The organism is Ruegeria sp. YTSA075 (genome assembly GCF_059610245.1).
The window spans coordinates 346,367-366,957 of the sequence record NZ_JBXWNG010000004.1 but is presented as its reverse complement, the minus strand read 5'-3'; the positions used below and the strand labels follow the sequence as shown (position 1 = coordinate 366,957).

General features: G+C 57.4%; 19 protein-coding genes. 9 read left to right on the top strand and 10 right to left on the bottom strand.

The annotated features are described in order from the left end of the window. The first annotated feature begins 51 nt into the window (after window positions 1–51). The 4 genes from AC2FGE_RS10380 (at window position 52) to AC2FGE_RS10365 (ending at window position 4,360) form a co-directional block, all read left to right on the top strand. Window positions 52–1,134: an ABC transporter permease gene (locus AC2FGE_RS10380; protein ID WP_496819148.1), complete on the top strand. Its 1,083-nt coding sequence runs from the start codon at window positions 52–54 to the stop codon at window positions 1,132–1,134. After that, the gene (locus AC2FGE_RS10375; RefSeq protein ID WP_480548726.1) at window positions 1,134–2,054 is read left to right on the top strand and encodes an ABC transporter permease; all 921 of its coding nucleotides are present in this window, start codon (window positions 1,134–1,136) and stop codon (window positions 2,052–2,054) included. The genes AC2FGE_RS10380 and AC2FGE_RS10375 overlap by 1 nt, the downstream gene beginning before the upstream one ends. A gap of 31 nt (window positions 2,055–2,085) precedes the next feature. Beyond that, window positions 2,086–3,159 (top strand): BMP family ABC transporter substrate-binding protein, encoded by a 1,074-nt coding sequence (locus tag AC2FGE_RS10370; protein WP_496819146.1) that lies wholly within the window; start codon window positions 2,086–2,088, stop codon window positions 3,157–3,159. Between the two features lie 202 nt (window positions 3,160–3,361). Continuing rightward, window positions 3,362–4,360, top strand: coding sequence for a LacI family DNA-binding transcriptional regulator (locus tag AC2FGE_RS10365; RefSeq protein ID WP_496819145.1), 999 nt, complete (start codon window positions 3,362–3,364; stop codon window positions 4,358–4,360). Here the strand turns inward: AC2FGE_RS10365 and AC2FGE_RS10360 are convergent, their stop codons facing one another. Both AC2FGE_RS10360 and AC2FGE_RS10355 read right to left on the bottom strand, forming a co-directional pair. After that, window positions 4,361–5,494, bottom strand: coding sequence for a Gfo/Idh/MocA family protein (locus tag AC2FGE_RS10360; protein WP_496819143.1), 1,134 nt, complete (start codon window positions 5,492–5,494; stop codon window positions 4,361–4,363). It lies immediately after the preceding gene. A 37-nt stretch (window positions 5,495–5,531) separates the two neighbouring features. Next, window positions 5,532–6,635, bottom strand: coding sequence for a Gfo/Idh/MocA family protein (locus tag AC2FGE_RS10355; protein ID WP_496819142.1), 1,104 nt, complete (start codon window positions 6,633–6,635; stop codon window positions 5,532–5,534). A gap of 113 nt (window positions 6,636–6,748) precedes the next feature. Between AC2FGE_RS10355 and iolC the strand changes: the two genes are divergently transcribed. From iolC to AC2FGE_RS10335, 4 genes are all read left to right on the top strand, one after another. After that, window positions 6,749–7,729 carry a 5-dehydro-2-deoxygluconokinase gene (iolC, locus tag AC2FGE_RS10350; RefSeq protein ID WP_496819141.1) on the top strand — a complete coding sequence of 327 codons (981 nt, stop codon included), beginning with the start codon at window positions 6,749–6,751 and terminating at the stop codon, window positions 7,727–7,729. A gap of 9 nt (window positions 7,730–7,738) precedes the next feature. Continuing rightward, on the top strand, window positions 7,739–8,575 hold the full coding sequence (locus AC2FGE_RS10345) for a 5-deoxy-glucuronate isomerase (RefSeq protein WP_496819140.1): 837 nt from the start codon (window positions 7,739–7,741) through the stop codon (window positions 8,573–8,575). After that, window positions 8,572–9,414, top strand: coding sequence for a class II fructose-bisphosphate aldolase (locus AC2FGE_RS10340; RefSeq protein ID WP_496819139.1), 843 nt, complete (start codon window positions 8,572–8,574; stop codon window positions 9,412–9,414). The genes AC2FGE_RS10345 and AC2FGE_RS10340 overlap by 4 nt, the downstream gene beginning before the upstream one ends. A 190-nt stretch (window positions 9,415–9,604) precedes the next feature. Then, entirely contained in the window at window positions 9,605–10,303 is a 699-nt protein-coding gene (locus AC2FGE_RS10335; protein ID WP_496819138.1) for an ImmA/IrrE family metallo-endopeptidase, read from the top strand. 34 nt (window positions 10,304–10,337) lie between these two features. Here AC2FGE_RS10335 and iolB read toward each other — a convergent pair whose 3' ends face one another. The 8 genes from iolB to iolG form a co-directional block, all read right to left on the bottom strand. After that, window positions 10,338–11,144, bottom strand: coding sequence for a 5-deoxy-glucuronate isomerase (iolB, locus tag AC2FGE_RS10330; RefSeq protein ID WP_496819137.1), 807 nt, complete (start codon window positions 11,142–11,144; stop codon window positions 10,338–10,340). Window positions 11,145–11,188: 44 nt separating this feature from the next. Next, window positions 11,189–12,370 (bottom strand): phytanoyl-CoA dioxygenase family protein, encoded by a 1,182-nt coding sequence (locus AC2FGE_RS10325; RefSeq protein WP_496819136.1) that lies wholly within the window; start codon window positions 12,368–12,370, stop codon window positions 11,189–11,191. A 49-nt stretch (window positions 12,371–12,419) separates the two neighbouring features. Further along, window positions 12,420–13,319 carry a myo-inosose-2 dehydratase gene (gene iolE, locus AC2FGE_RS10320; RefSeq protein WP_496819134.1) on the bottom strand — a complete coding sequence of 300 codons (900 nt, stop codon included), beginning with the start codon at window positions 13,317–13,319 and terminating at the stop codon, window positions 12,420–12,422. Then, complete coding sequence (gene iolD, locus AC2FGE_RS10315; RefSeq protein WP_496819133.1) at window positions 13,316–15,148, bottom strand: 3D-(3,5/4)-trihydroxycyclohexane-1,2-dione acylhydrolase (decyclizing); 1,833 nt, start codon at window positions 15,146–15,148, stop codon at window positions 13,316–13,318. Before iolD ends, iolE begins: the two co-directional genes overlap by 4 nt. A 148-nt stretch (window positions 15,149–15,296) precedes the next feature. Beyond that, window positions 15,297–16,115, bottom strand: a complete 819-nt coding sequence (locus AC2FGE_RS10310; RefSeq protein ID WP_480500018.1) for an ATP-binding cassette domain-containing protein — start codon at window positions 16,113–16,115, stop codon at window positions 15,297–15,299. A gap of 1 nt (window position 16,116) precedes the next feature. Further along, window positions 16,117–17,241, bottom strand: coding sequence for an ABC transporter permease (locus AC2FGE_RS10305; RefSeq protein WP_480548690.1), 1,125 nt, complete (start codon window positions 17,239–17,241; stop codon window positions 16,117–16,119). 85 nt (window positions 17,242–17,326) lie between these two features. After that, window positions 17,327–18,268: a sugar ABC transporter substrate-binding protein gene (locus tag AC2FGE_RS10300; RefSeq protein WP_480548688.1), complete on the bottom strand. Its 942-nt coding sequence runs from the start codon at window positions 18,266–18,268 to the stop codon at window positions 17,327–17,329. Window positions 18,269–18,392: 124 nt separating this feature from the next. Further along, window positions 18,393–19,406 carry an inositol 2-dehydrogenase gene (iolG, locus tag AC2FGE_RS10295; protein ID WP_496819132.1) on the bottom strand — a complete coding sequence of 338 codons (1,014 nt, stop codon included), beginning with the start codon at window positions 19,404–19,406 and terminating at the stop codon, window positions 18,393–18,395. A 684-nt stretch (window positions 19,407–20,090) separates the two neighbouring features. On the opposite strand from iolG, the gene AC2FGE_RS10290 reads away from it, so the two are divergent. Continuing rightward, entirely contained in the window at window positions 20,091–20,588 is a 498-nt protein-coding gene (locus AC2FGE_RS10290) for a BLUF domain-containing protein (protein WP_496819130.1), read from the top strand. Window positions 20,589–20,591 lie beyond the last annotated feature (3 nt).

Genomic DNA, 20,591 nt, shown 5'->3' with positions numbered 1-20,591 from the left:
GACTGATAAAAAAGACAAAGAACAAATGAGAACGCGCAGGGGGATGGGCAGATGATTGTGTTGGAGAAACGGCCGCAGCCGTCCAAAGCGTGGTCTTATGCGACCCCTCTGGTGGCTGTCGTGGCGACGATGGTGTTTGGAGGTGTCCTGTTCGCCATTTTGGGAAAGAACCCGGTCGAAGCGATCGGCACGATCTTCTGGGAACCGCTGTTTGGTGAATTCGCATTCTACTACCGTCCACAGTTGCTAGTGAAAGGCGCGCCTTTGGTGCTGATCGCCATCGGCCTGTCGCTGGGGTTCCGGGCGGGGATCTGGAACATCGGGGCCGAGGGGCAGTACATAATGGGGGCCATTTTCGGGGCGGGGGCTGGGTTGGCTTTCTACCCGATGGAAGCGTTCTACATCTTTCCGATCATGGTACTTGCCGGGGCGTTTGGTGGCTGGCTCTGGGCGATGATCCCGGCCTTTCTGAAGGTTCGTTTCGGGACGAATGAAATCCTCGTGTCACTGATGCTGGTCTATGTGGCCGAGCAGATGCTGGCCTCGGTCTCGTTAGGTTTGCTAAAAAACCCCGAGGGGTTCGGCTTTCCCGGGTCGCGTAACCTGCAATCCTATGACAGCGCGCATAATGCCGAGCTGATCGCAGGTTCCGGAATGCATTGGGGTGTTGTCGCGGCCTTTATTGCGGTGATCTTCGCCTATGTGCTGCTGAACCGGCATATGCTGGGGTTTCACATTCGACTTACCGGCGAAGCACCGCGCGCCGCGAAGTTCGCAGGGGTAAACCCGGCCCGTCTCATCCTGTTCTGCCTTGGCATGTCTGGCGCACTGGCCGGGTTGGCCGGGATGTTCGAAGTGTCTGGCCCCTCTGGGCAGGTCAGCATCGACTTCAACGTCGGCTATGGCTTCACCGCGATCATCGTGGCCTTTCTTGGCCGCCTGCACCCGGTAGGCATTCTGCTGGCCGGAGGCCTGATGGCGCTGACTTACATTGGGGGTGAAATCGCGCAGTCTCAGCTGGGCCTGCCGGCCGCCGCCATACAGGTATTCCAGGGGATGCTTTTGTTCTTCCTGCTGGCGTTCGATCTTTTGACAAACTACCGCATCCGTGCGGCCCGTAGCGAGGTGGCCTAATGGACCTTGGTGAAATCAATCCCGTCCTTCTGATCGCCTCGCTGATGGTGGCCGCAACCCCCCTACTGCTGGCAGCAATAGGAGAGCTGGTTGTCGAGAAAGCAGGCGTTCTGAACCTCGGTGTCGAGGGCATGATGATCGTTGGTGCAATCAGCGGGTTTGCGATATCGGTCGAGACCGGCTCTCCGTGGCTGGGCTTTGTCGCTGCAGCGATTGGAGGTGCGGTGCTATCCCTGTTGTTTGTTTTGCTGACGCAAGTGGCGCTGGCCAACCAGGTGGCCAGCGGACTGGCGCTAACCTTGTTTGGCCTCGGCTTCAGCGCGTTGATGGGCCAAAGCTATGTGGGCATCAAGCCGCCTAGCATGGGGGATATCCATATCCCAATACTCAGCGATATTCCTGTCATTGGCCCGATCCTGTTCCAGCATGATCCAATCCTCTATGTGGGCATCGCGCTGACGGCGGCAGTCTGGGCCACGCTGAAATACACCCGCGTGGGTTTGATCCTGCGCGCAGTGGGTGAAAACCACGATGCAGCCCATGCCTTGGGCTACAAGGTCATAAAGATCCGCATTCTGGCGATTCTGTTCGGGGGTGCCTGTGCGGGTCTCGGTGGCGCCTATATCAGTCTGATCCGAGTGCCGCAGTGGACCGAAGGCATGACCGCCGGTGTTGGCTGGATCGCCCTGGCGCTTGTGGTCTTTGCCAGCTGGAAGCCATGGCGCGCACTGCTGGGTGCCTATTTGTTTGGCGGCATCACCGTATTGCAGCTTAATTTGCAGGCAGCGGGCGTTGCCATTCCTGTCGAGTATCTGGCAATGTCGCCCTATATCATCACGATCCTTGTGCTTGTGATCCTTTCGGCCGACAAGAGCAGCGCACCTGCCTCACTGGGCCGAATATTCCATGCCTCACACTAGGGGCCAACTGAACCAACTTGGGGAGTAACACATGAAATTCACTACACTTCTGGCAAGTGCCGCCATGGCGCTGGGTCTGGCCTCAGGAGCCATGGCCGAAGACAAGACAAAGGTCGGTTTTGTCTATGTTGGTCCCGTGGGCGACGGTGGCTGGACCTATGAGCACAACAAGGGTCGGCTGGCGGTTGAAGAACACTTTGGCGACAAGGTCGAAACCGTATTTGTTGAATCCGTACCCGAAGGCCCGGATTCCGAACGCGTCATGACCCAGATGGCATTGGAGGGGGCCGATCTGATTTTCACCACCTCGTTCGGCTATATGGATCCCACGATCAACGTGGCCAAGAAATTCCCGAATGTGAAGTTCGAACATGCGACCGGCTACAAGACCGCCGAAAACGTCTCGGTCTATTCGGCACGTTTCTACGAAGGTCGCGCCGTTCAGGGTCACATCGCGGGCAATATGACCAAGTCGAACATCATCGGCTATATCGGTTCCTACCCGATCCCCGAAGTGATCCGGGGCATCAATTCGGCCTTTATTCACGCGCAACGGGTTAACCCGGATGTCGAGTTTAAAATTGTCTGGGCTTACACTTGGTTTGACCCCGCAAAAGAAGCTGACGCGGCGAAGGTTCTGATCGAACAGGGTGCTGACGTGATTCTACAGCACACCGACTCGACCGCGCCGCAGGCTGCTGCGCAAGAGGCGGGCAATGTTGTCACCTTTGGCCAGGCCTCGGACATGAGCGAATATGCTCCGTTCCCGCGCGTCTCCTCGATCATCGACGACTGGGCGCCCTACTACATCGCACGCACTCAGGCCGTGATGGACGGCACCTGGGAGTCCGTGAACACCTGGGACGGTATCCGCGAAGGTATGGTCGCCATTGGCGAAATCTCTGATGCGGTTCCCGCGGATGTCAAAGAAGAAGCACTAGCGCTAAAAGCAGCCATGGCTGCAGGCGAATACCATCCCTTCACCGGCCCGATTAAGAAGCAAGACGGCAGCGACTGGCTGGCTGATGGTGAAGTGGCCGATGACGGCACACTTGCCGGTATGAATTTCTATGTCGAAGGTCTGGAAGGCGAGATCCCACAATAGGCCACTGGCATAGAACCAAAATGAAAGCCCGCGCTTGGCCGCGGGCTTTTTCATAGGTACTGACGCAGGTCGCGCCCCGGGATTTGTGATTTCACTGGCATGCTTTTCACGCGGCTTGCAATCGGTTGCAGAGCCGTTGCTTTGATGCATAATGGTTTGCAATCACAATCCCAACGCCCGCACAGCACAGACGGTATCAATCTTGAGCGTTACACTGAAAGACGTCGCAGCACTTGCAGGCGTATCCCGGTCCGCAGTTTCGCGAACCTTTACCGAAGGCGCCTCGGTCTCGGCCAAGACCCGCAGCAAGGTCGAAAAAGCCGCGCAAGAGCTGGGGTATAGTCCAAATGCGCTGGCCTCATCGCTGACAACCGGACGGACCAAACTGATTGGTCTGATCTCGAACAACTTCCACAACCCAATTTTCCTTGAGGTGTTCGACCAGTTCACACGCGCCTTGCAGGAACGTGGGCTGCGTCCTTTGATCGTGAACCTGACGGATGAGACAGAGCCGGCCAATTCCGTTCGCATGCTGCGTCAATATTCGGTCGACGCGGTCATAGTGGCCTCCTCGACCCTGCCCCCCAGCTTTGCCAAAGCGTTCCATGATGCCGGTGTGCCCGTAGTGCATACGTTTGGCCGATCGGCAACGTCGCCCGAAGTGCATGTGGTTGGCATCGACAATGTGGAGTGCGGGCGCATGGCAGCGCGCGAGCTTGTCTCGCGTGGGTACAAGCATATCGGATATCTGGGCGGGCCGAAAAGCGCGACCTCGGCTCTGGACCGATATCGCGGATTCATTGAAGAAGCCGAGCAGCATCCGGACCTGCAGGTTTCCTACTCCTTCGCCGACAATTATTCGTTTGAGGCCGGACGGGCCGAGATGTTGCGCTTGCTAAGTGGCACCCCGGCAGACGGGTATTTCTGCGGTGACGATATCCTGTCTGTCGGCGCGTTGTCCGCCCTTTCAGATCATGCGCTGAAACCGGGTCAGGATATTGGCATCATCGGATTGAATGACATGGAAATGGCGCGCTGGGAAAGCGTTGACCTGACGACCATTCACCAGCCAATCAAACAGATCATTACGTCTTCGGTCGATCTGGTCGAAGAGATGTTGAAAGAGCCCCAAAGATACCCTGAGGCCCGGATATTCCCCTGCCGCGTGATTGAGCGGGGCACGTTGCGGCCCCGCCCCTGATTAGCGAAACATTGGCGGACGCGCATCTTTCCACGCGCCGTCTTCTTTGCCTGACGCCACGGCGGCATGAACGGCGGCGATGGAACGAACACCATCGGCGGCGCCTGGCAGACCATCCCGCACCTCGCCCCGGATCGCATCGGCTAGATCACAGTAGATATTGGCCACTGCCAGCGGGAAACCTTCGGGATGGGCGATGGCGACACGCGACAGGCGCTGAACTTCGTCATGCAGCCCGCCTTCGCCCTTTTCGATAATCTGGGTGCGCCCGCCAACAGGTGTGTAGATCAGTTGGTTGGGTTGTTCTGACGCCCAGCGCAGACCGCCGGTTTCGCCAAACACCTGAATATCAAACCCATGCTGTCGCCCAATCGCCACCGACGAGGTCCAGAGCCGCCCAACGGTGCCGCCTTCCATCCGGAAGTTGACCATCGCGTCATCTTCCAACTCCCTGCTGGCAATGGTCGAGGCCATATCTGCCGACAGGGATTTAACCTCATCATCACAGATGAAGCTGGCCATATGCAGCGCGTGAATGCCGCAATCTGCAAACTGGCCTGAGACACCGGCCATGGCCGGATCATAGCGCCAGCGCACGCGCGGATTGTCTGCGTCTGTGGCGTCGCCATGATGCCCATGGCTGAAATTGGTCACGACCAGACGAATCTTGCCAATCTCTCCTGCCCGCACCATGGCACGGGCCTGGCGCACCATTGGATAGGCAGAATAGCAATAGTTCACTGCGCAAATTTTACCTGACGCCTCGGCCACGCGCACGATCTCTTCGCCCTCTGCCACCGTCATGGTCATCGGCTTTTCGCACAGGACGTTGAAACCAGCCTCAAGAAACGCCTTAGCGATTTCGAAATGGGTGGAGTTCGGCGTTGCAATCGTGACCAGGTCAATCCGGTCGGGGCGGTCCCTTTCGCCCGTCAGCATGTCCTGCCAGCTGCCATAGGCGCGATCGGCCGCGATACCCAATCGCTGGGCAAATTCGCGACCTATCTCGGGCCGATGATCCAGAGCGCCAGCCGCGAACTCAAACATCCCGTCGGCCTGTGCGCCCAACCGATGAGCGGGTCCGATCTGGCTGCCCTCACCACCGCCGATCATACCCCATTTCAACTTTGCCATGGTCTTCAGTCTTTCTTCAGAACGTGTTGTTGAGCGATCAGAAATCGCTGGTGTTTTTCCACTGCCGCTGGTCCGAGGACGCCATTGCCGCCGCCAGCACGCGGTTTACCTCATGCCCGTCTCGGAAGGTGGGCCAGATCGCCTCGCCGGTGTGGATTGCCTGCAGGAAATCCTTAGCCTCGATGATGATCTGATCCTGATAGCCGGTGCCGTGGCCTGGGCCCTGACAGAAGGGCTCATAGTCCGGATGCGCCGGGCCGGTCAGAATCTTGGTGAACCCCTGCTGCGCCTCTGGGCCTTCGCGTCGATACAGCCATAGTGCATTCTGATCCTCTTGGTCAAAACGGATTGCGCCTTTTGTGCCCGATATTTCATAGGCATATCCCATCTTGCGGCCCGTCGCGACGCGGCTGAAATAGAGATTGCCCATCACGCCGTTTTCGAACCGGCACATCATCTGGGCGTGATCATCATTTGTGACCTCACCACCCGGGCGGGTGCGGTGTACGGTTTCCACATCGGCCATGACCTGCGCAATCGGACCGATCAAGGCCAGTGCGCCATTCACCATATGAGGGGCCAAATCGCCAATCGTCCCGTTTGCCACACCTGTTGTCCGCCAGGTGGCCGGGGCCTGCGGGTCGGCATAGAAATCCTCGGTATGCTCTCCGCGAAACCAGGTGACATCGCCGATCTCACCATCGGCAATCAGCTTGCGCGCGTATTGGCTGGCAGGTGTGCGGATGTAGTTGAAGCCGACCATGTTGACGACGCCCGCCGCCTCAGCAGCATTGACCATCGCCTGACTGTCCTCCAGCGAGGCGCCCAAAGGCTTTTCGCACAGAACCGGTTTGCCCAAAGCAAAGGCCGCTTCGGCAATTTGACGATGGGTTTCCTGTGGCGATGCGATGACAACCGCCTCGACCTTCGGGTCATCGACCAAGACCCTCCAATCGGCGGTTGCGCGCTGAAAACCGTATGCTGCGCGGTAACGCTCTGCACTTTCGGGGGTTGAGGCGCAAATCACCTCGAGCTTGGGTCTGAGCGCTGTGTTGAAAACTGCGCCCACAGCGGACATGGCAACGGAATGCGCCTTGCCCATATAGCCGCCACCCACAATTCCAATTCCGATATCAGGCATCTTTTTGCGGCTCCGAACATTGTATTTGCAACCGGTTGCAAAATGAGTATCGTGTGAATCGATTCAGCGCAAGGTCCAAACTTTGCCATCATCCCTGTCGGAGGACTAAAGACGTGAGCGCCCTGATCGACGGCATCAAAGGAAACCGATTTGCCATTCTGGGGCGCGCGGGCATGGATCTGACTGCGGCCCCTATTGGCGCCAAAAGTGAAGAGGCCGATACCTTCCACGCAGACCTGGGCGGATCATCCGCCAATATCGCGGCCGGTCTGGTCAAGCTGGGCAGTCAGGCGGCACTGATCACTTCAATCTCGGATGATGCGATTGGACGGTTCTGCATGAACCGCCTGCATCATTACGGCGTAGATACGTCTTGCATTCGCACCATCGGCGGTGAGCATCGCATGTCGCTTGCGATCTATGAAAGCCGAACGGAAGATTTCCAGAACGTCATCTACAGAAACAATGCGGTCGATTTTCAAGTCACCGAAGAAGATATGGACCGGGTTGATTTCAGCAGATTCACCGCCTTGCTGTCCGCCGGAACCGTTTTAGCCGCCGAACCTTCGCGCAGTGCGACGTTCCGCGGGTTTGAGATTGCACGAAAGGCCGGTCTGCCTATCATCTTCGATATCGACTATCGCCCGTATAGCTGGCCATCGCCCGAGGTTGCTGCCGATGTTCTCTCGCGCGCAGGTGAGGCGAGCGATCTGATCGTGGGTAACGATGAAGAATTCGGTTTCATGGCTGGCGGCATCGAAAAGGGCTTTGCCAAGGCGCAGGAACTTGCGGAAAAGCCGGGCCGGGTCGTCATCTACAAGATGGGCGAAAAAGGCGCTGTAACGCTGGCAGATGGGCAGGAAACCCAAACCGGCATCTACCCGGTAAATGCCATCAAGCCGGTCGGGGCTGGCGACAGCTTCATGGCCGGGCTCTTGGCCTCAATCGCGGCAGGATATCCGCTGAAAGACGCCGTGATGCGCGGCTCAGCCTGCGCATCTATCGTGGTCTCAAAACCCGGTTGCGCCCCGGCCATGCCTACGACTGCGGAACTCGACGCATTTCTGGCCGATCATCCCGGCCCGACCACATAGGAATATCCCATGCATATTGCGCCATATGACAACAAGAACACCGCCATCGTTGATATCGATGACCCCATGGTTCCCCTGAACTATTTCAACATCGTGAAACTGCAAAAAGGTGAAGCGTTCGAATATCAGGTGCCCGGCTACGAAACCTGCATCGTACCCGCAACCGGTACCGTAGATATCTCTGTCGAAGGAGCGCAGTTCCCCAAGCTTGGTAACAGGGGGGAGGATGTCTGGGACGGCGATCCCGAAGGGGTCTATGTTCCAGTCGGCGCAAAGGTGCAGATGGTCTGTGTCTCGGACGCGACCGAGGTTTTCGTTGCAGGGGCGAAGTATGACAAGGTACTGGACCCCTTCGACGTGCGTGAACACGACCTTGTGCAATACGGTAGCGATGACACTAAAACCCATCGCAAGATCAAGCACATCCTGGGTCAGAAGCAACATGATAAAGTGGGGCGTCTGCTGGTCAGTGAACTTTTTACCGTGGGTCAGGGCGGTTGGTCAGGCTTTCCCAGCCACAAGCACGACACCAACCGGCTGCCAGATGAAACGCGCCACGACGAGACCTATAATTTCCGCTTCAAACCCAACTGGGGCTCGGGCCTGCAAATGCTACAACGTGAAGACAATGAGCCGGGGGATGCATATCACATCGTCGATGGCTCGACCGTTTGCATCGACAAGGGATACCATCCCTGCTGCGTATTGCCGGGGTATGAGATGTATTATTTCACCATCCTTGGCGGGCTGACGCAGCGCTCATTGGTGCAGTATTTCCAACCCACCCATGCCTATCAGGTCGAGACAATCCCGGGCATCAAAGACATGATTGCAAAGTTCAAATGACCCTCGTGACATTGAAAGACGTGCTGCAACCCGCCTATCAGCAGGGCTATGCGGTAGGCGGGCTTGTGACCCTGGGCTGGGAAGATATGCGCGCCTATGTCGCCGCTGCCGAGGCCGAAAACGCGCCGGTCATCCTGCAAGCCGGACCCAGCTGCCGCGAGCACACGCCCCTGCCCATTCTGGGTAAGATGTTCCGCCATCTGGCCGAAGGGGCCTCAATCCCCGTCGTTGCTCATCTGGATCACGGTTATACATTTGAAGAGTGTAAAATCGCGTTGGACAGTGGCTTCACCTCGCTGATGTTCGATGGCTCGCGCAAGCCGTTGCAACAGAATATAGACGAGACCGCAGCTATTGCCGAAATGGCTCATGCAGCGGGGATTTCCTGTGAAGGTGAGATCGGGTTCGTGGGCTATTCCGGCGGCGAGGGATCAAACGGGACCGATCCGTCCGAGGCCGCACAATTCGCCCGTGACAGCGGAGTGGACGCGATGGCGATCTCGGTTGGAAATGTCCATTTGCAACAGGATAAAGAGGGCGGGCTGGACGAAGACCGTATTGCTCAGATCGACACCATGACCGATGTGCCGCTTGTCATCCATGGTGGCTCAGGCGTGCCGGTCGAACAGCGCGCACGCCTCGCGCGCGAGACGTCTATCTGCAAGTTCAACATCGGTACCGAGCTGCGCATGGCATTCGGTCAAGCCCTGCGTGAAGCTGTGAACGCTGACCCAGATCGATTTGATCGTGTGACCATCCTAAAGGAAACGCACGACCCGGTTGAGGCGGCCGCGCGTGTGGTAATCCGCGCATTCGGTGCACCGCCACAGGTTGGGTAGTCTGGCGCTTCGCGCTCTTTGCAAACATCTGGAAATATATCAAAATTCTGGCACAATCCTGCGCTAATCAACGGATATGACCAAAAGCGCCAGCCAACTTGTCGATAAGTTCCTTCGGGGGATTTCGACGCACCATATCGAAACCATCCGGGACACATGGCGAACGCTCTTGCAATGCCCCGAAAGCGCGGTGCCCGAAGTTCAAAAAAGGCTCTCATCCAAAGCCTGGAAAGACAACCCGCGCGGGCCTTCGCCCAGATACTTCGGCGCGCTCCTTACGCTCCTTGATGAACTGGACTCTTCTGTTTTCCGGGAAGAAGTCTGTCGCCTTAAGCGACTAAAACTACATCCCGTTCATCGTCGGACGCTGAATATTCTCGCAAAACGCATTGATGACCAACCAGCCATTGTCCTGAGCGACGATACCCCCGTGTTCATAAGCGACGACATCGTGGATCGCGCGCGGGTCATCAAAGACATGATCAAATGGAGCAGGACCAAGGATATCACCCTTGAACAAGTAACTCGGATCGATGTGATCGCCCGACGGGCCGACATGGACTACCTCGGCAAGTACAATCTGTTTTTCTCCTGCATCATCCTGACCTGGCCCTCGCCGTCCCCCAAGGGCCTGCAATTGTGGTGGGCGCGTATGATGGCAGAGTTCACCTTTTATCATGAAGTCGGACATCACGTTCTGGGGCACAGCGAAGACGGTCAGGTGGCTGATCAAGAAAAGGAAGCCAACGAATTTGCGAGTTCGATGCTGCGCAATTCGAGGCCTGTGTTTGTGCTGAGCAGGCGCGCGATCATTTGGCCGTTCAAACCGCTGCTTCGACGTCTTCTAAAACGTCCGGGTCGCGAAACCGCAGAAAACACTCCTCTATAGAGCAACCTGTCCGGTTTTGGGCAAAGCTACGAGCTTAGCTATCCCGTTCCATGATCCATTCGACCTCTGGGGCCGGGACGAACCGCCATTTACGTAACGGTCCGGCCATGACGTTCAGGTAGTACATCTCAAACCCGTAGGGTGCACCGCAAGGGTGATGGCCGCGCGGGACGAGTACAACATCGCCATCGGACACCGCCATCGTTTCGTCCAACTGCCCATCATCGGTATAGACCCGCTGGATTCCGAAACCGTTGGCCGGGTTGAGGCGGTGATAGTAGGTTTCTTCCAAATAGGTGATGCGGGGGTAATCGTCCTCGTCGTGACGGTGGCTGGGATAGCTGGACCAATGCCCGTTCGGGGTGAAGACTTCGGTCACCAGCAGGCTGTCGGCGTAGTCTTCATTCTCCATCGCGATGTTGTTGATATAACGCGTGTTCACGCCCTTGCCGCGTTCGGTCAGAGTAATGCCATCCGGCCCAATGCGCCGGGCCTGATGCCCGCCCATGCCCGGCGCAGAGCAAACGGCGATGACGCAATCGGTCTCGGCCACCGCCTCCCATTCGGCCCCGTTGGGCAGATAGAGGCAATGCGGCGGTGTTTTCTCGAACACATCCATCCGGTCACCCAGAACGCCCCAATCCTGCCCTGCCCCAGTGATCTGCGCTTTGCCCTCGACCATGACCAGAATGACCTCACGATCGCCGGTTGGCTCTGCCGCCTTGTCACCGGCGCGCAGGTGATAAAGACCGAACCCCACATACCGCCACCCGGCGCTGGCCGGGGTGATATCGTGAACTTTACCGCGCTTGCCGAGGGGTTTTTTGTGCAAATCCGCCATCTTTTCTCCTTGCGGGCGACCCCATAGGCCGCCCGGCTATTGTTTCAGGCAGCTTGCCTTTGGGTCAGAGCCAACAACGCGTCAGCCAGTCGCGCCTCGCTCCATCCCACCGAAACCGCGTGGTGCAGGATATCCGCCTGGCTTTCCGGCGCGTTGCCCCCGACCGGGGGGTCCGTGTCCAGATTGGTCGGGAACGGATATCCTTCAGCCGTGGCTGCAATCGCTGCTTCCAATTGAGCCGCACCCAATACCCCGCGTTGCTTCAAGGCAATCAGCGCTGGGAAGACTGCCAGAGACATCGCCTGACGGTCCACCACCTCCATCGCGCGCCCAAAGGCCGACGAGATTTGCAGCAAGTTCGCCATCCGGTGAATATCAGCGCTGCTGTTCTCGCCCGCCGCATGGAACAACGCCGGATTGAAGAACACCGCGTCACCTTTTTCTAACGGCAACTGGATATAGCTATCCTCGAAATGCGCCCGGTGGGCTTCATCGTGGAACGCCAGATAACCCGGCGGGTAGAGTTGTGAGAATGGCAGCAGTTTGGTCGGCCCGCTTTCCACCGGCATATCGCAATGGGCCACCGCACCCTGCAAGGTCAGCGAGGCTGTCACCAGATGCGCATGGGCCGGATATCGGGCGGCATTGTCTGCACTTTGGAACCCCAGATGGTAATCCCGATGCGCCTGCTGCGCCTTGCCTCCTGGGCGCACCTGATTGACTTGCGCAGTCACCTGATAGTTTGGCCCAAGCCACGCTTCACAGGCCGCCGCGATAGCCGTGTTGCCGAAATAAAGCGCGAAGCCTTCGGGATCGCGCAGGCACTGTTTTTGCAGCGCATTCCAAATCCGGTCGTTGGCGCCAGAGGCGGCGAAGTGATCGCCTTCACCAGACCCGCTTTGACGTTCCTCGTCAATAATCTGACGAAACACATCCGTCGCACGGTCGATGACGGACGTATCTGCATACGCCCCTTTCAAGGCGATCACCCCCGCGGATTTATCCAGTACCCGACCCCATTCCGCCAGCAAGGCCCGGCGTGTATCAGGCTGATCCAGCATCGGACATAGCGCCTGCATGTCATAGACGGGCACATTCTTTTCGACCGACACGGCATGAGGCACCGCCTCGGCCAGAAGGTTCTGTGAGGTCAACACCTTGAATTCATCCAGATCACAGGATTCCCGGTCGAAATAGCCGACATATCCGAGGTCTTGATCTACCATGACAGACTCCTTTCTCATGGCCTTCGGTGTTGCCCCTTGGGGCAGAGAGTTACGCCGCGATCTCCAATCCGGCCTGTGAGCAGACCTCAACAATGTGGTCATAACCCAGTTTGGAGTATTCATAGGGTGGTGCTTTGGCCGGGTCCTGTTCGGCCTCAACCACGATCCAACCGCTATAGTCCATGGCCTTCAGCGCGTTTGCGACGGCCTGAAAATCGATGCAGCCGTCACTAGGCACGGTGAAGGCCCCCGCGATCACTGCATCCAAAAAGCTGCGATTGTTCTCGCGCACATCCTGTACAACGTTCGGGCGAATATCCTTGAAATGCACGTGACGCACGCGATCTCCCCAGCGGTTCAGGGTTGCCATCACATCGCCACCTCCGAACAGCAGATGGCCGGTGTCAAAACACAAGCCCACCTCGCGGCCTGACCCTTCCATCAGCCAGTTCACGTCATCTTCACTTTCGATGATCGTGCCCATGTGATGGTGATAGGCCATCGGCATGCCCTGATCGGCCATCCATTTTGCCAGTTCGGTAATCTTGGCGGCGTAGGCCAGCACCTCATCCTTTGACAGTTTGGGCCGGTGATTGACTGGCGTACCTGCCTGCGTCTGGATGGTGTTGGAACATTCCGCATAGACAATGCACGGGCTGTTCAGCGCCACGAACTGCTCGACCTGTTCGCGCACGGCCTCACGCTCGGTTGCGAAGTCATTGAGCAACGATGCGCCGGAACACCAGCCGCCACACAGGGCAATATCGCTGGCATCCAGATAAGCCCGCAACCCTTCGGTATCGCCGGGCATCCGCTGGCCGCGCTCGACGCCCGTATAGCCAATCTCTCGCGCCTCTTTCAGCGCCTGTTCCATGGTGTAGGCCGCCGTCAGGTCGGGCAAATCATCATTCTGCCACGCAATCGGAGAGATGCCGATCTTCACGCTCATTTCGTGTTTCTTTCCTTGATCGCAACTTCATAGGCCGCGCGTTTTTCATTGACTTCGGGACGGATCGAGACCTCGGGCACGGCGACCTCCCACCACGTGCCGCCATATTCGGTGGACGGGTATGGATCGGTGTCGATGACAACCACGTATGGCCCTTTGATGTCGGCGCGTTTGACCAAGGCGTCTTCCAATTCCGCAATCGAACTGACCTTAACCGACGTTGCCCCCATTGCCGCCGCGTGGGCCGCAAAATCAATAGCTGAGGGCGTCTCGTGCACTGCGTGATCCAACAAGTTGTTAAACTCGGCCCCGCCAGTGCCCATCTGCAAGCGGTTGATACAGCCAAATCCACGGTTGTCGGTGATCACCACGGTGAACGAGATACCCATCATCGCGGCAGAGGCCATTTCCGAGTTCGCCATCATATAGGTGCCGTCGCCGGTAAAGCAGATCACGTCGCGATCCGGCTGGGCCATCTTGATGCCCATCGCACCGGCGATCTCATACCCCATACAGCTGAACCCGTATTCCATGTGATAGGCCCCGGGTCGCGGGGCTTTCCACAGCTTGTGCAGCTCACCCGGCATGGTGCCTGCCGCACACATCACAACCGTATCGTCATGCGAGGCACGCTGAACCGCGCCGACCACTTGCATGTCGGTAGGCAGTGCATTCCCGTCTCCGGGCGCGTCGGTCAGCTTGTCGACCTTGCCGAACCAATCCGCTTTAAGCGTGTCAGCGACAGGGTCGGCACTGTAACCTTGCAGACTTGCGCCAAGTTCTTCCAAACCAACGCGCGCATCGGTTTGCAGGGGCATCGCCCCGTGCTTTTCGGCGTCATAGGCTGCTGTGTTCAGGCAGATCATCTCGCGTTCTGGGTTCGAAAACAGGCCCCATGAGCCCGTGGTAAAATCCTGCAAACGTGTACCAACCGCCAGAACCAGATCAGCCTCGGCGCAAACGTCATTGGCCGGTTCGCCACCAGTTACACCGATGGGGCCGAGGTTAAGCGGATGATCCCAGGCCAAAGCGGATTTACCAGCCTGCGTTTCGACAATTGGGATATTGTGGGTTTCAACAAAGCTTTGCAGCGCGTCAGTCGCACCCGAATAATGCACCCCGCCCCCAGCCACAATAACGGGGCGTTTGGCGGTTTTGATCGCGGCGACAGCGCGGGCCAGTTCGCCTTCATCCGGGCGGATACGGCGCTGATACCAGACGCGCGGTTCAAAGAAGCTTTCGGGGTAGTCATAAGCCTCGGCCTGAACGTCCTGACAGAAGGCCAGCGTCACGGGGCCACAATCGGCCGGGTCCGTCATGGTTCGGAAGGAGCGCGGCAGGGCGGTCAACAGATGTTCAGGGCGCGAGATGCGGTCATAGTAGCGGCTGACCGGACGGAAACAATCATTAGCGCTGACGGTGCCGTCGCCGAAGTTTTCGATCTGTTGCAACACCGGATCAGGGCCGCGCGTGGCGAACACGTCACCGGGGATGATCAGAACCGGCAGGCGGTTGGCATGGGCCAAGGCCGCCGCCGTCACCATATTCGTGGCCCCCGGCCCGATGGACGACGTCACCGCCATCGCGCGCGTGCGGCGCATCTGTTTGGCATAGGCAATTGCGCAATGCGCCATGGTCTGTTCATTGTGGCCGCGATAGGTGGGCAGGCTGTCTTTGACAGCGTGCAAAGCCTCACCCAACCCTGCCACGTTGCCATGACCAAAGATCGCCCAGACACCGGCGATATAGGGCTCTCCGGCCTCATTCATCTGCGCCCCGATGTAGCGCACCAGAGCCTGCGCCGCGGTCAATCGAACTGTCTTGCTCATCATGATCCCTTTCAACACGAAGCCACCATGGGCATTCCGTCGGTTTTCACATTCCTGAAGGTTTCAGGCCATCTAACTGACCCAATGTTTGTGTGATCTCGCACCACTGAATGGCCTGATACCCCGCATGTTTGCGGAGAATTGGTGTTTAAACTGTTCCGCCCAGCGAGCCTTCCAGCTGGGCCAGTTCCTGCCCCCCTGCCATCAGGTCCTGAAGCTCTTCTGGCGTGATCTCACCCCGTTTCGCGGTGCCGAGTGTCTGACCCCGGTTCAACACGGTAAAGCGGTCGCCCACGGCCAACGCGTGGCGCACATTGTGGCTGATGAACACCACGCCGACGCCCTGACTGCGCACCTTGTCTATGGTTGCCAATACGTTCGAAGTTTGACGCACCCCAAGGGCCGAGGTCGGTTCGTCCAAAATCAGGATCTTCGCTCCGAAATGCACCGCGCGCGCGATCGCAACGGTCTGGCGTTCGCCGCCCGACAATGTGCCAACCGCCTGATCCGGTCCCCGCAGGTTGATGCCCATCTTGCGCATCTCTTCCATGGTGATCTCATCCGCCAGCTTCTTGTCGAAGAAGTTGATACCGGCCACCTTGCGCGTGGGCTCATTACCCATGAAGAAGTTGCGGCTGACGCTCATCAACGGGATCATGGCCAGATGCTGGTGCACCGTAGCGATGCCCGCAGAAATCGCGTCGCGCGGATCTTCGAAATGCATAGGCTTGTCTTCGAAGAAAATCTCACCCGCTGTTGGCTTGTGCACACCGGACATCGTTTTGATGAAGGTCGACTTACCCGCGCCATTATCGCCCAGCAGGCAATGACACTCACCCGGTTTGAGGTCGAAACTGACACCGGCCAGCGCAATCACAGACCCAAAGTGTTTCTGGATGTCGACCATACGGATGATCGGTTTTTGCTCTTGCGCGTCGCCATGATGGAATTTGGTGTCTTCAGTCATCTCAGTGTTCTCCTGTGATGATGCGACGGATATAGGTGTTCAAGATCACCGCACCCAGCAGGATCACACCCAGGAACACCCGGAAGAGCGAACTTTCGACTCCGGCAAAGAACAGCCCCTGCTGCACTACGCCAAAGATCAGCGCGCCGAGCGCCGCGCCCAGAACCGAGCCATAGCCGCCGGTTAGCAGCGCACCGCCAATGACCACCGCAATGATCGCCTCGAACTCTTTCAGCAAACCACGATCCGCACCAGCCGAGCCGAACTCCATCACCTGACAGGTGGCAAACACGGTGGCGCAGAAGGCGGTGAACATAAACATCAGGATTTTCACCTTGTTCACAGGCACACCCGAATTCCGTGCGGCCTCGGCGTCTCCACCTGCGGCAAAGATCCAGTTTCCGAACTTGGTTTTAGTCAGCAAAACATGGCCAAAAATGATGATGCCGATGGCCCAGATGATCAGCATCGGAATGCCGTCCACCACTGGTTCGCCTAGGCGCGATCCGCGCTCGAACGTGGCAATGATCCCATTGTCACCCAGCCAAACGAAAAGGCCCTGAAACACCTTGCCGCCAAAAACCGAAGCGAGCCAATCGCCTTCTGCTGCATCCTTGATGCCGCCGATGATGGTCTTGCGTTCAATCGTCTGCGGCAGAAAGATCGTAAAGCCGCGCAGGATGAACAAAAACGCCAGCGTCACAATAAAGCTGGGCAATCCGGTGCGCACGACAATAAAGCCGTTGAGGGCACCGATAGAGACACACAGAACAAACGTGACGATGATCGCCATCCAGACCGGCCAAGTCAGCGTGACCGAGAAGATGGCAATCATCATCCCGGCAAACCCGATCATCGACCCGACGGACAGGTCGAACTCACCCGCGATCATCAACAGGCAAGCCCCTACGGCGATGATCATGAACTGGGCTGAAACGATCGACCAGTTCATCACGCCTTGAGAATTGAACATGCCGCTGTCAAAGGCAAACAGCAGAAAGAAGGTGAAAACGGCGACGGTTCCGACCATACCGCCCAGTTCCGGGCGGATCAGGGCGCGGCGCAACGGCGAGATCTCTTTGATCCGTTCGTCGCCGCCTGCCGTGGATTGAGCTGACTCTGACATAAAGGTCCTCCCCTCGCGGGTGATCCCGAAGAATAAGAAAGTTGGGTTGAGCGGGCGTCAGATCGCGCCCGCTCGGGTGTGAAGATCAGCGGTATTCGCCCGCGAATTCTTCGATTTTCTCAAGGCCGTCAGCAGTTACAAAACCGGGGCCCGAGTTGATGTTGTTGCCGGGCAGAACGCCATAGCGGTGGTAATTGGTCATCACAACAACCGGCAGGTAAGCCTGCAAGAAGGGCTGCTGGTCGATCCCCCACTGAATGGTGCCGTCTTTGATCGCCTTCACGATTTCACCACCAAGATCGAAGGTGCCGAAATAGATGTCACCAGCCATGCCGTTTTCCTGCAGCGCCAGAATGGTCGGATCAGCCGATGTCGGGCCAAGCGTCAGAACAGCATCCGTATCCGGATTGGCCGACAGATAGGCCAGAACGCGGTTCTTGATCTCAGCCGGGTCCTGACCCGCATCGATCATCTGCTCGCCCAGTTCAATACCCAGACCATCTGCGAAACCCTGGCAGCGCTCTTGGCTGGATGGCTGAACGATATAGTGGTTCACGCACAGGAACGACCCGATGCCATCGCCTTTGGCACGCAGGCCGGCGGCATATCCTGCATCATATTCGGGCTGACCGACATACATCAGCGCACCCACTTCGCGCGCCTTCTCCGGCGTGCCGGTGTTCATGATGATCACATCGATACCGGAATCCACAGCGGCCTTGATGGGGCCTTCCAGAATATCCGGGTCAGCCAGAGTGGTGATGATCCCGTTCGGACCCGAGGCTGCCGCCTGATCGATGATCCGCGCCATGTCGGCAAGGTCTCCGGTGGGCGGGTTGCGGTATTCAACCTCAACACCCATCTGGTCACCCGCGAGCGCGATCCCGTTCTTGATCGTGTTCCACCAGCTGTCACTGTCAGGCGCATGGCTGACCAGAATGTACTTCTCGCCTTCTGCGGCAGCGCCTGTCGCGGCTGCAACCGCAAGCGCGCTGGCCGCAAGAACACTTTTGACAAATTTGTTCATTTGGTTTCCTCCCATAAAAACCGTCGATTTTTTGCTCTGGGCGTTTACCCCTGTTCATCCGGCCAGGCCGAATCTCCAAGGCTCGGGCTAGGTTCCGAGCTGCGTTCAGTTTGAATAAATTCACTCATTTTGCAACCGGTTTCAAAATATCGCTAAGTTGAACCGGCCTTCCGGACCCGGCGGATTGGGTCGCCGCCTCGGCCATGGCCAGCGCCGCGACACCGTCTTCCAGCGTGACCGGGACGGCTGTACCCGCAGTGATTGCCTCGACAAAAGCGGCCCATTCAGCCTTGTAGGCGGTCATGTACCGTTCGAGGAAAAAGTATGTCGGCTTGGCACCGACAACGCCATCAGCGGTGGATTTGATCACGGTGTTTTCCAGCACGTTCTGAGCCTGCAGCAGCCCTTCGGATCCCAGAATCTCGACCCGCTGGTCATAGCCATAGGCCGCGCGGCGCGAGTTCTTGATGACCGCGATCCGACCATCCGCATAGGTCAGCGTCGCGACAGCTGTATCAACATCGCCAGCCTGTCCGATTTCGGGATCAACTACCGAAGATCCAACCGCTGAAATCGCCACAGGCAGGTCACCCATAAGGTAGTTCGCCATATCAAAATCGTGGATCATCATGTCCCGAAACAACCCGCCAGACACTTTGATGTAGCTTACAGGTGGCGGGGCAGGGTCGAAGGACGTGATCGAAAGCAGCTCGGTCTTGCCAATCTCTCCGGCATCCGAGGCGGCTTTCATCGCCGAGAAATTCGGGTCGAACCGGCGGTTGAACCCAATCATGATGGGCTTTTGGTGATCCGCCACGTTTGCCTGACACGCCACCGCACGCTGCAAATCCAGATCCACCGGCTTTTCACACAAAACCGCCTTGCCCGCCTGCGCCGCCACCTCGATCAGGTCGGAATGCGTATCTGTTGGGGTTGCGATTAGAACGGCATCAATCGCGGGATCTGCAATGATTTCATCTGAACTGCGTACCTGCGCGCCATATTCGCCCGCAAGCTGGCTCGCCGCGTCGGCGACCGCATCTGAGACCGCAGAGAGGGTGCTGTCAGGATGCGCCGTAATCGCCTGCGCATGAACGCGCCCAATCCGACCGGCCCCAAGCAGTCCAACACTCAGCATGCATCTCTCCCGAATCCTGTTGCGCTTCACAATGTTAATTTTTGCAACCGGTTGCAAGATGTTTTTTTAGGCGATCCCTCCATATCACCAAAGCGCCGGAACCACTTGGAAATTTCAGGCCTTTTGGGCGCGACAGCCTGTTGGATTCTCGATGTTTTCCCGCAGCATTTCCCAGAGACCAAACAAAAATCGTCTGTTCTACGGGAATCCCCCAATTTCGCGGATCGTCGGCTTTCGCTAGATTGTGAATCAGCGGTTAACATTACCACTGAATAACCCCCTTGCGAGGGGCTGGCCCAAACCCCCTCACCCAGCCCCTCGAACCCCCTTGTACAATACGATAATTGCTAAGGCTACTTGTGGGGTGGTGTTTCATTGGTTTTGTCTGGCAAGCAAATGGAAGACGGTGTCTGAGATGATGGCGGCAGATGCATTCTGCCTCAAACAAGCCTCCAAGCAGACAGGCGTCGTCAGAGTGCCCCCGGAACCAAACCCTTGCTTGCCACCATCACTATAATGTCAAAAAGATACACGGTGGCAATGACAGCATGGGACTACCACAAGCCTAGACCTTCGTCACATTCTTGCCCGATTACTTCGCTAACGAAAGCAACGTTTTTTCTATGCGCCCCCCAATTTCGACTGGGTTGCAATAGTTTGTGTAGGTTAGATCGGGGTATCGTTATGTCTCAACTCAGTGGAATCCTCTACTATAGCTTTGCCCGAGATGGTATCTCAGACGAAGCTCTTCAAAATATCGTCACGCGCGCCAGAGCACGGAACAGCGCTCTCTCGGTGACGGGTCAACTACATTTTGAGAATCGGTTGTTTTTGCAATGGCTTGAGGGGGAGAAAGCGGAGCTGAACAAGATATGGGATATCGTCTCTGCCGATCCGCAGCATTCAAGCCTGTCGTTGGTTTTCCAGGGAGAGATACCCAAAAGGTATTTTCCTAAGTGGAAAATGGCCCATACTAACCGTAAAGATGCTCTTCTCCTTCACTACCTACAAAAGAGGGGGCTAATACTAAGTGACAAAAAAGAGAGACTGAGTGAACCACTACTTGAGTTCCTCTGCAACATGGCCGTCGCGTCTGACCGTCCGATCCGGAATATTCGTAGCCTGCCAGATAGCCATCCTGTCAAAGACTACTACCTACTTGCATCTGCTCCTTCGAAGTAGCTT

Bases quoted from the DNA above. Each gene is read 5' to 3' on its own strand.
- AC2FGE_RS10380 (WP_496819148.1), top strand. From the start codon at position 52: ATGATTGTGTTGGAGAAACGGCCGCAGCCGTCCAAAGCGTGGTCTTAT.
- AC2FGE_RS10375 (WP_480548726.1), top strand. From the start codon at position 1,134: ATGGACCTTGGTGAAATCAATCCCGTCCTTCTGATCGCCTCGCTGATG.
- AC2FGE_RS10370 (WP_496819146.1), top strand. From the start codon at position 2,086: ATGAAATTCACTACACTTCTGGCAAGTGCCGCCATGGCGCTGGGTCTG.
- AC2FGE_RS10360 (WP_496819143.1), bottom strand. From the start codon at position 5,494: ATGGCAAAGTTGAAATGGGGTATGATCGGCGGTGGTGAGGGCAGCCAG.
- AC2FGE_RS10355 (WP_496819142.1), bottom strand. From the start codon at position 6,635: ATGCCTGATATCGGAATTGGAATTGTGGGTGGCGGCTATATGGGCAAG.
- AC2FGE_RS10345 (WP_496819140.1), top strand. From the start codon at position 7,739: ATGCATATTGCGCCATATGACAACAAGAACACCGCCATCGTTGATATC.
- AC2FGE_RS10340 (WP_496819139.1), top strand. From the start codon at position 8,572: ATGACCCTCGTGACATTGAAAGACGTGCTGCAACCCGCCTATCAGCAG.
- iolB (WP_496819137.1), bottom strand. From the start codon at position 11,144: ATGGCGGATTTGCACAAAAAACCCCTCGGCAAGCGCGGTAAAGTTCAC.
- AC2FGE_RS10325 (WP_496819136.1), bottom strand. From the start codon at position 12,370: ATGGTAGATCAAGACCTCGGATATGTCGGCTATTTCGACCGGGAATCC.
- iolE (WP_496819134.1), bottom strand. From the start codon at position 13,319: ATGAGCGTGAAGATCGGCATCTCTCCGATTGCGTGGCAGAATGATGAT.
- iolD (WP_496819133.1), bottom strand. From the start codon at position 15,148: ATGAGCAAGACAGTTCGATTGACCGCGGCGCAGGCTCTGGTGCGCTAC.
- AC2FGE_RS10310 (WP_480500018.1), bottom strand. From the start codon at position 16,115: ATGACTGAAGACACCAAATTCCATCATGGCGACGCGCAAGAGCAAAAA.
- AC2FGE_RS10305 (WP_480548690.1), bottom strand. From the start codon at position 17,241: ATGTCAGAGTCAGCTCAATCCACGGCAGGCGGCGACGAACGGATCAAA.
- AC2FGE_RS10300 (WP_480548688.1), bottom strand. From the start codon at position 18,268: ATGAACAAATTTGTCAAAAGTGTTCTTGCGGCCAGCGCGCTTGCGGTT.
- iolG (WP_496819132.1), bottom strand. From the start codon at position 19,406: ATGCTGAGTGTTGGACTGCTTGGGGCCGGTCGGATTGGGCGCGTTCAT.
- AC2FGE_RS10290 (WP_496819130.1), top strand. From the start codon at position 20,091: ATGTCTCAACTCAGTGGAATCCTCTACTATAGCTTTGCCCGAGATGGT.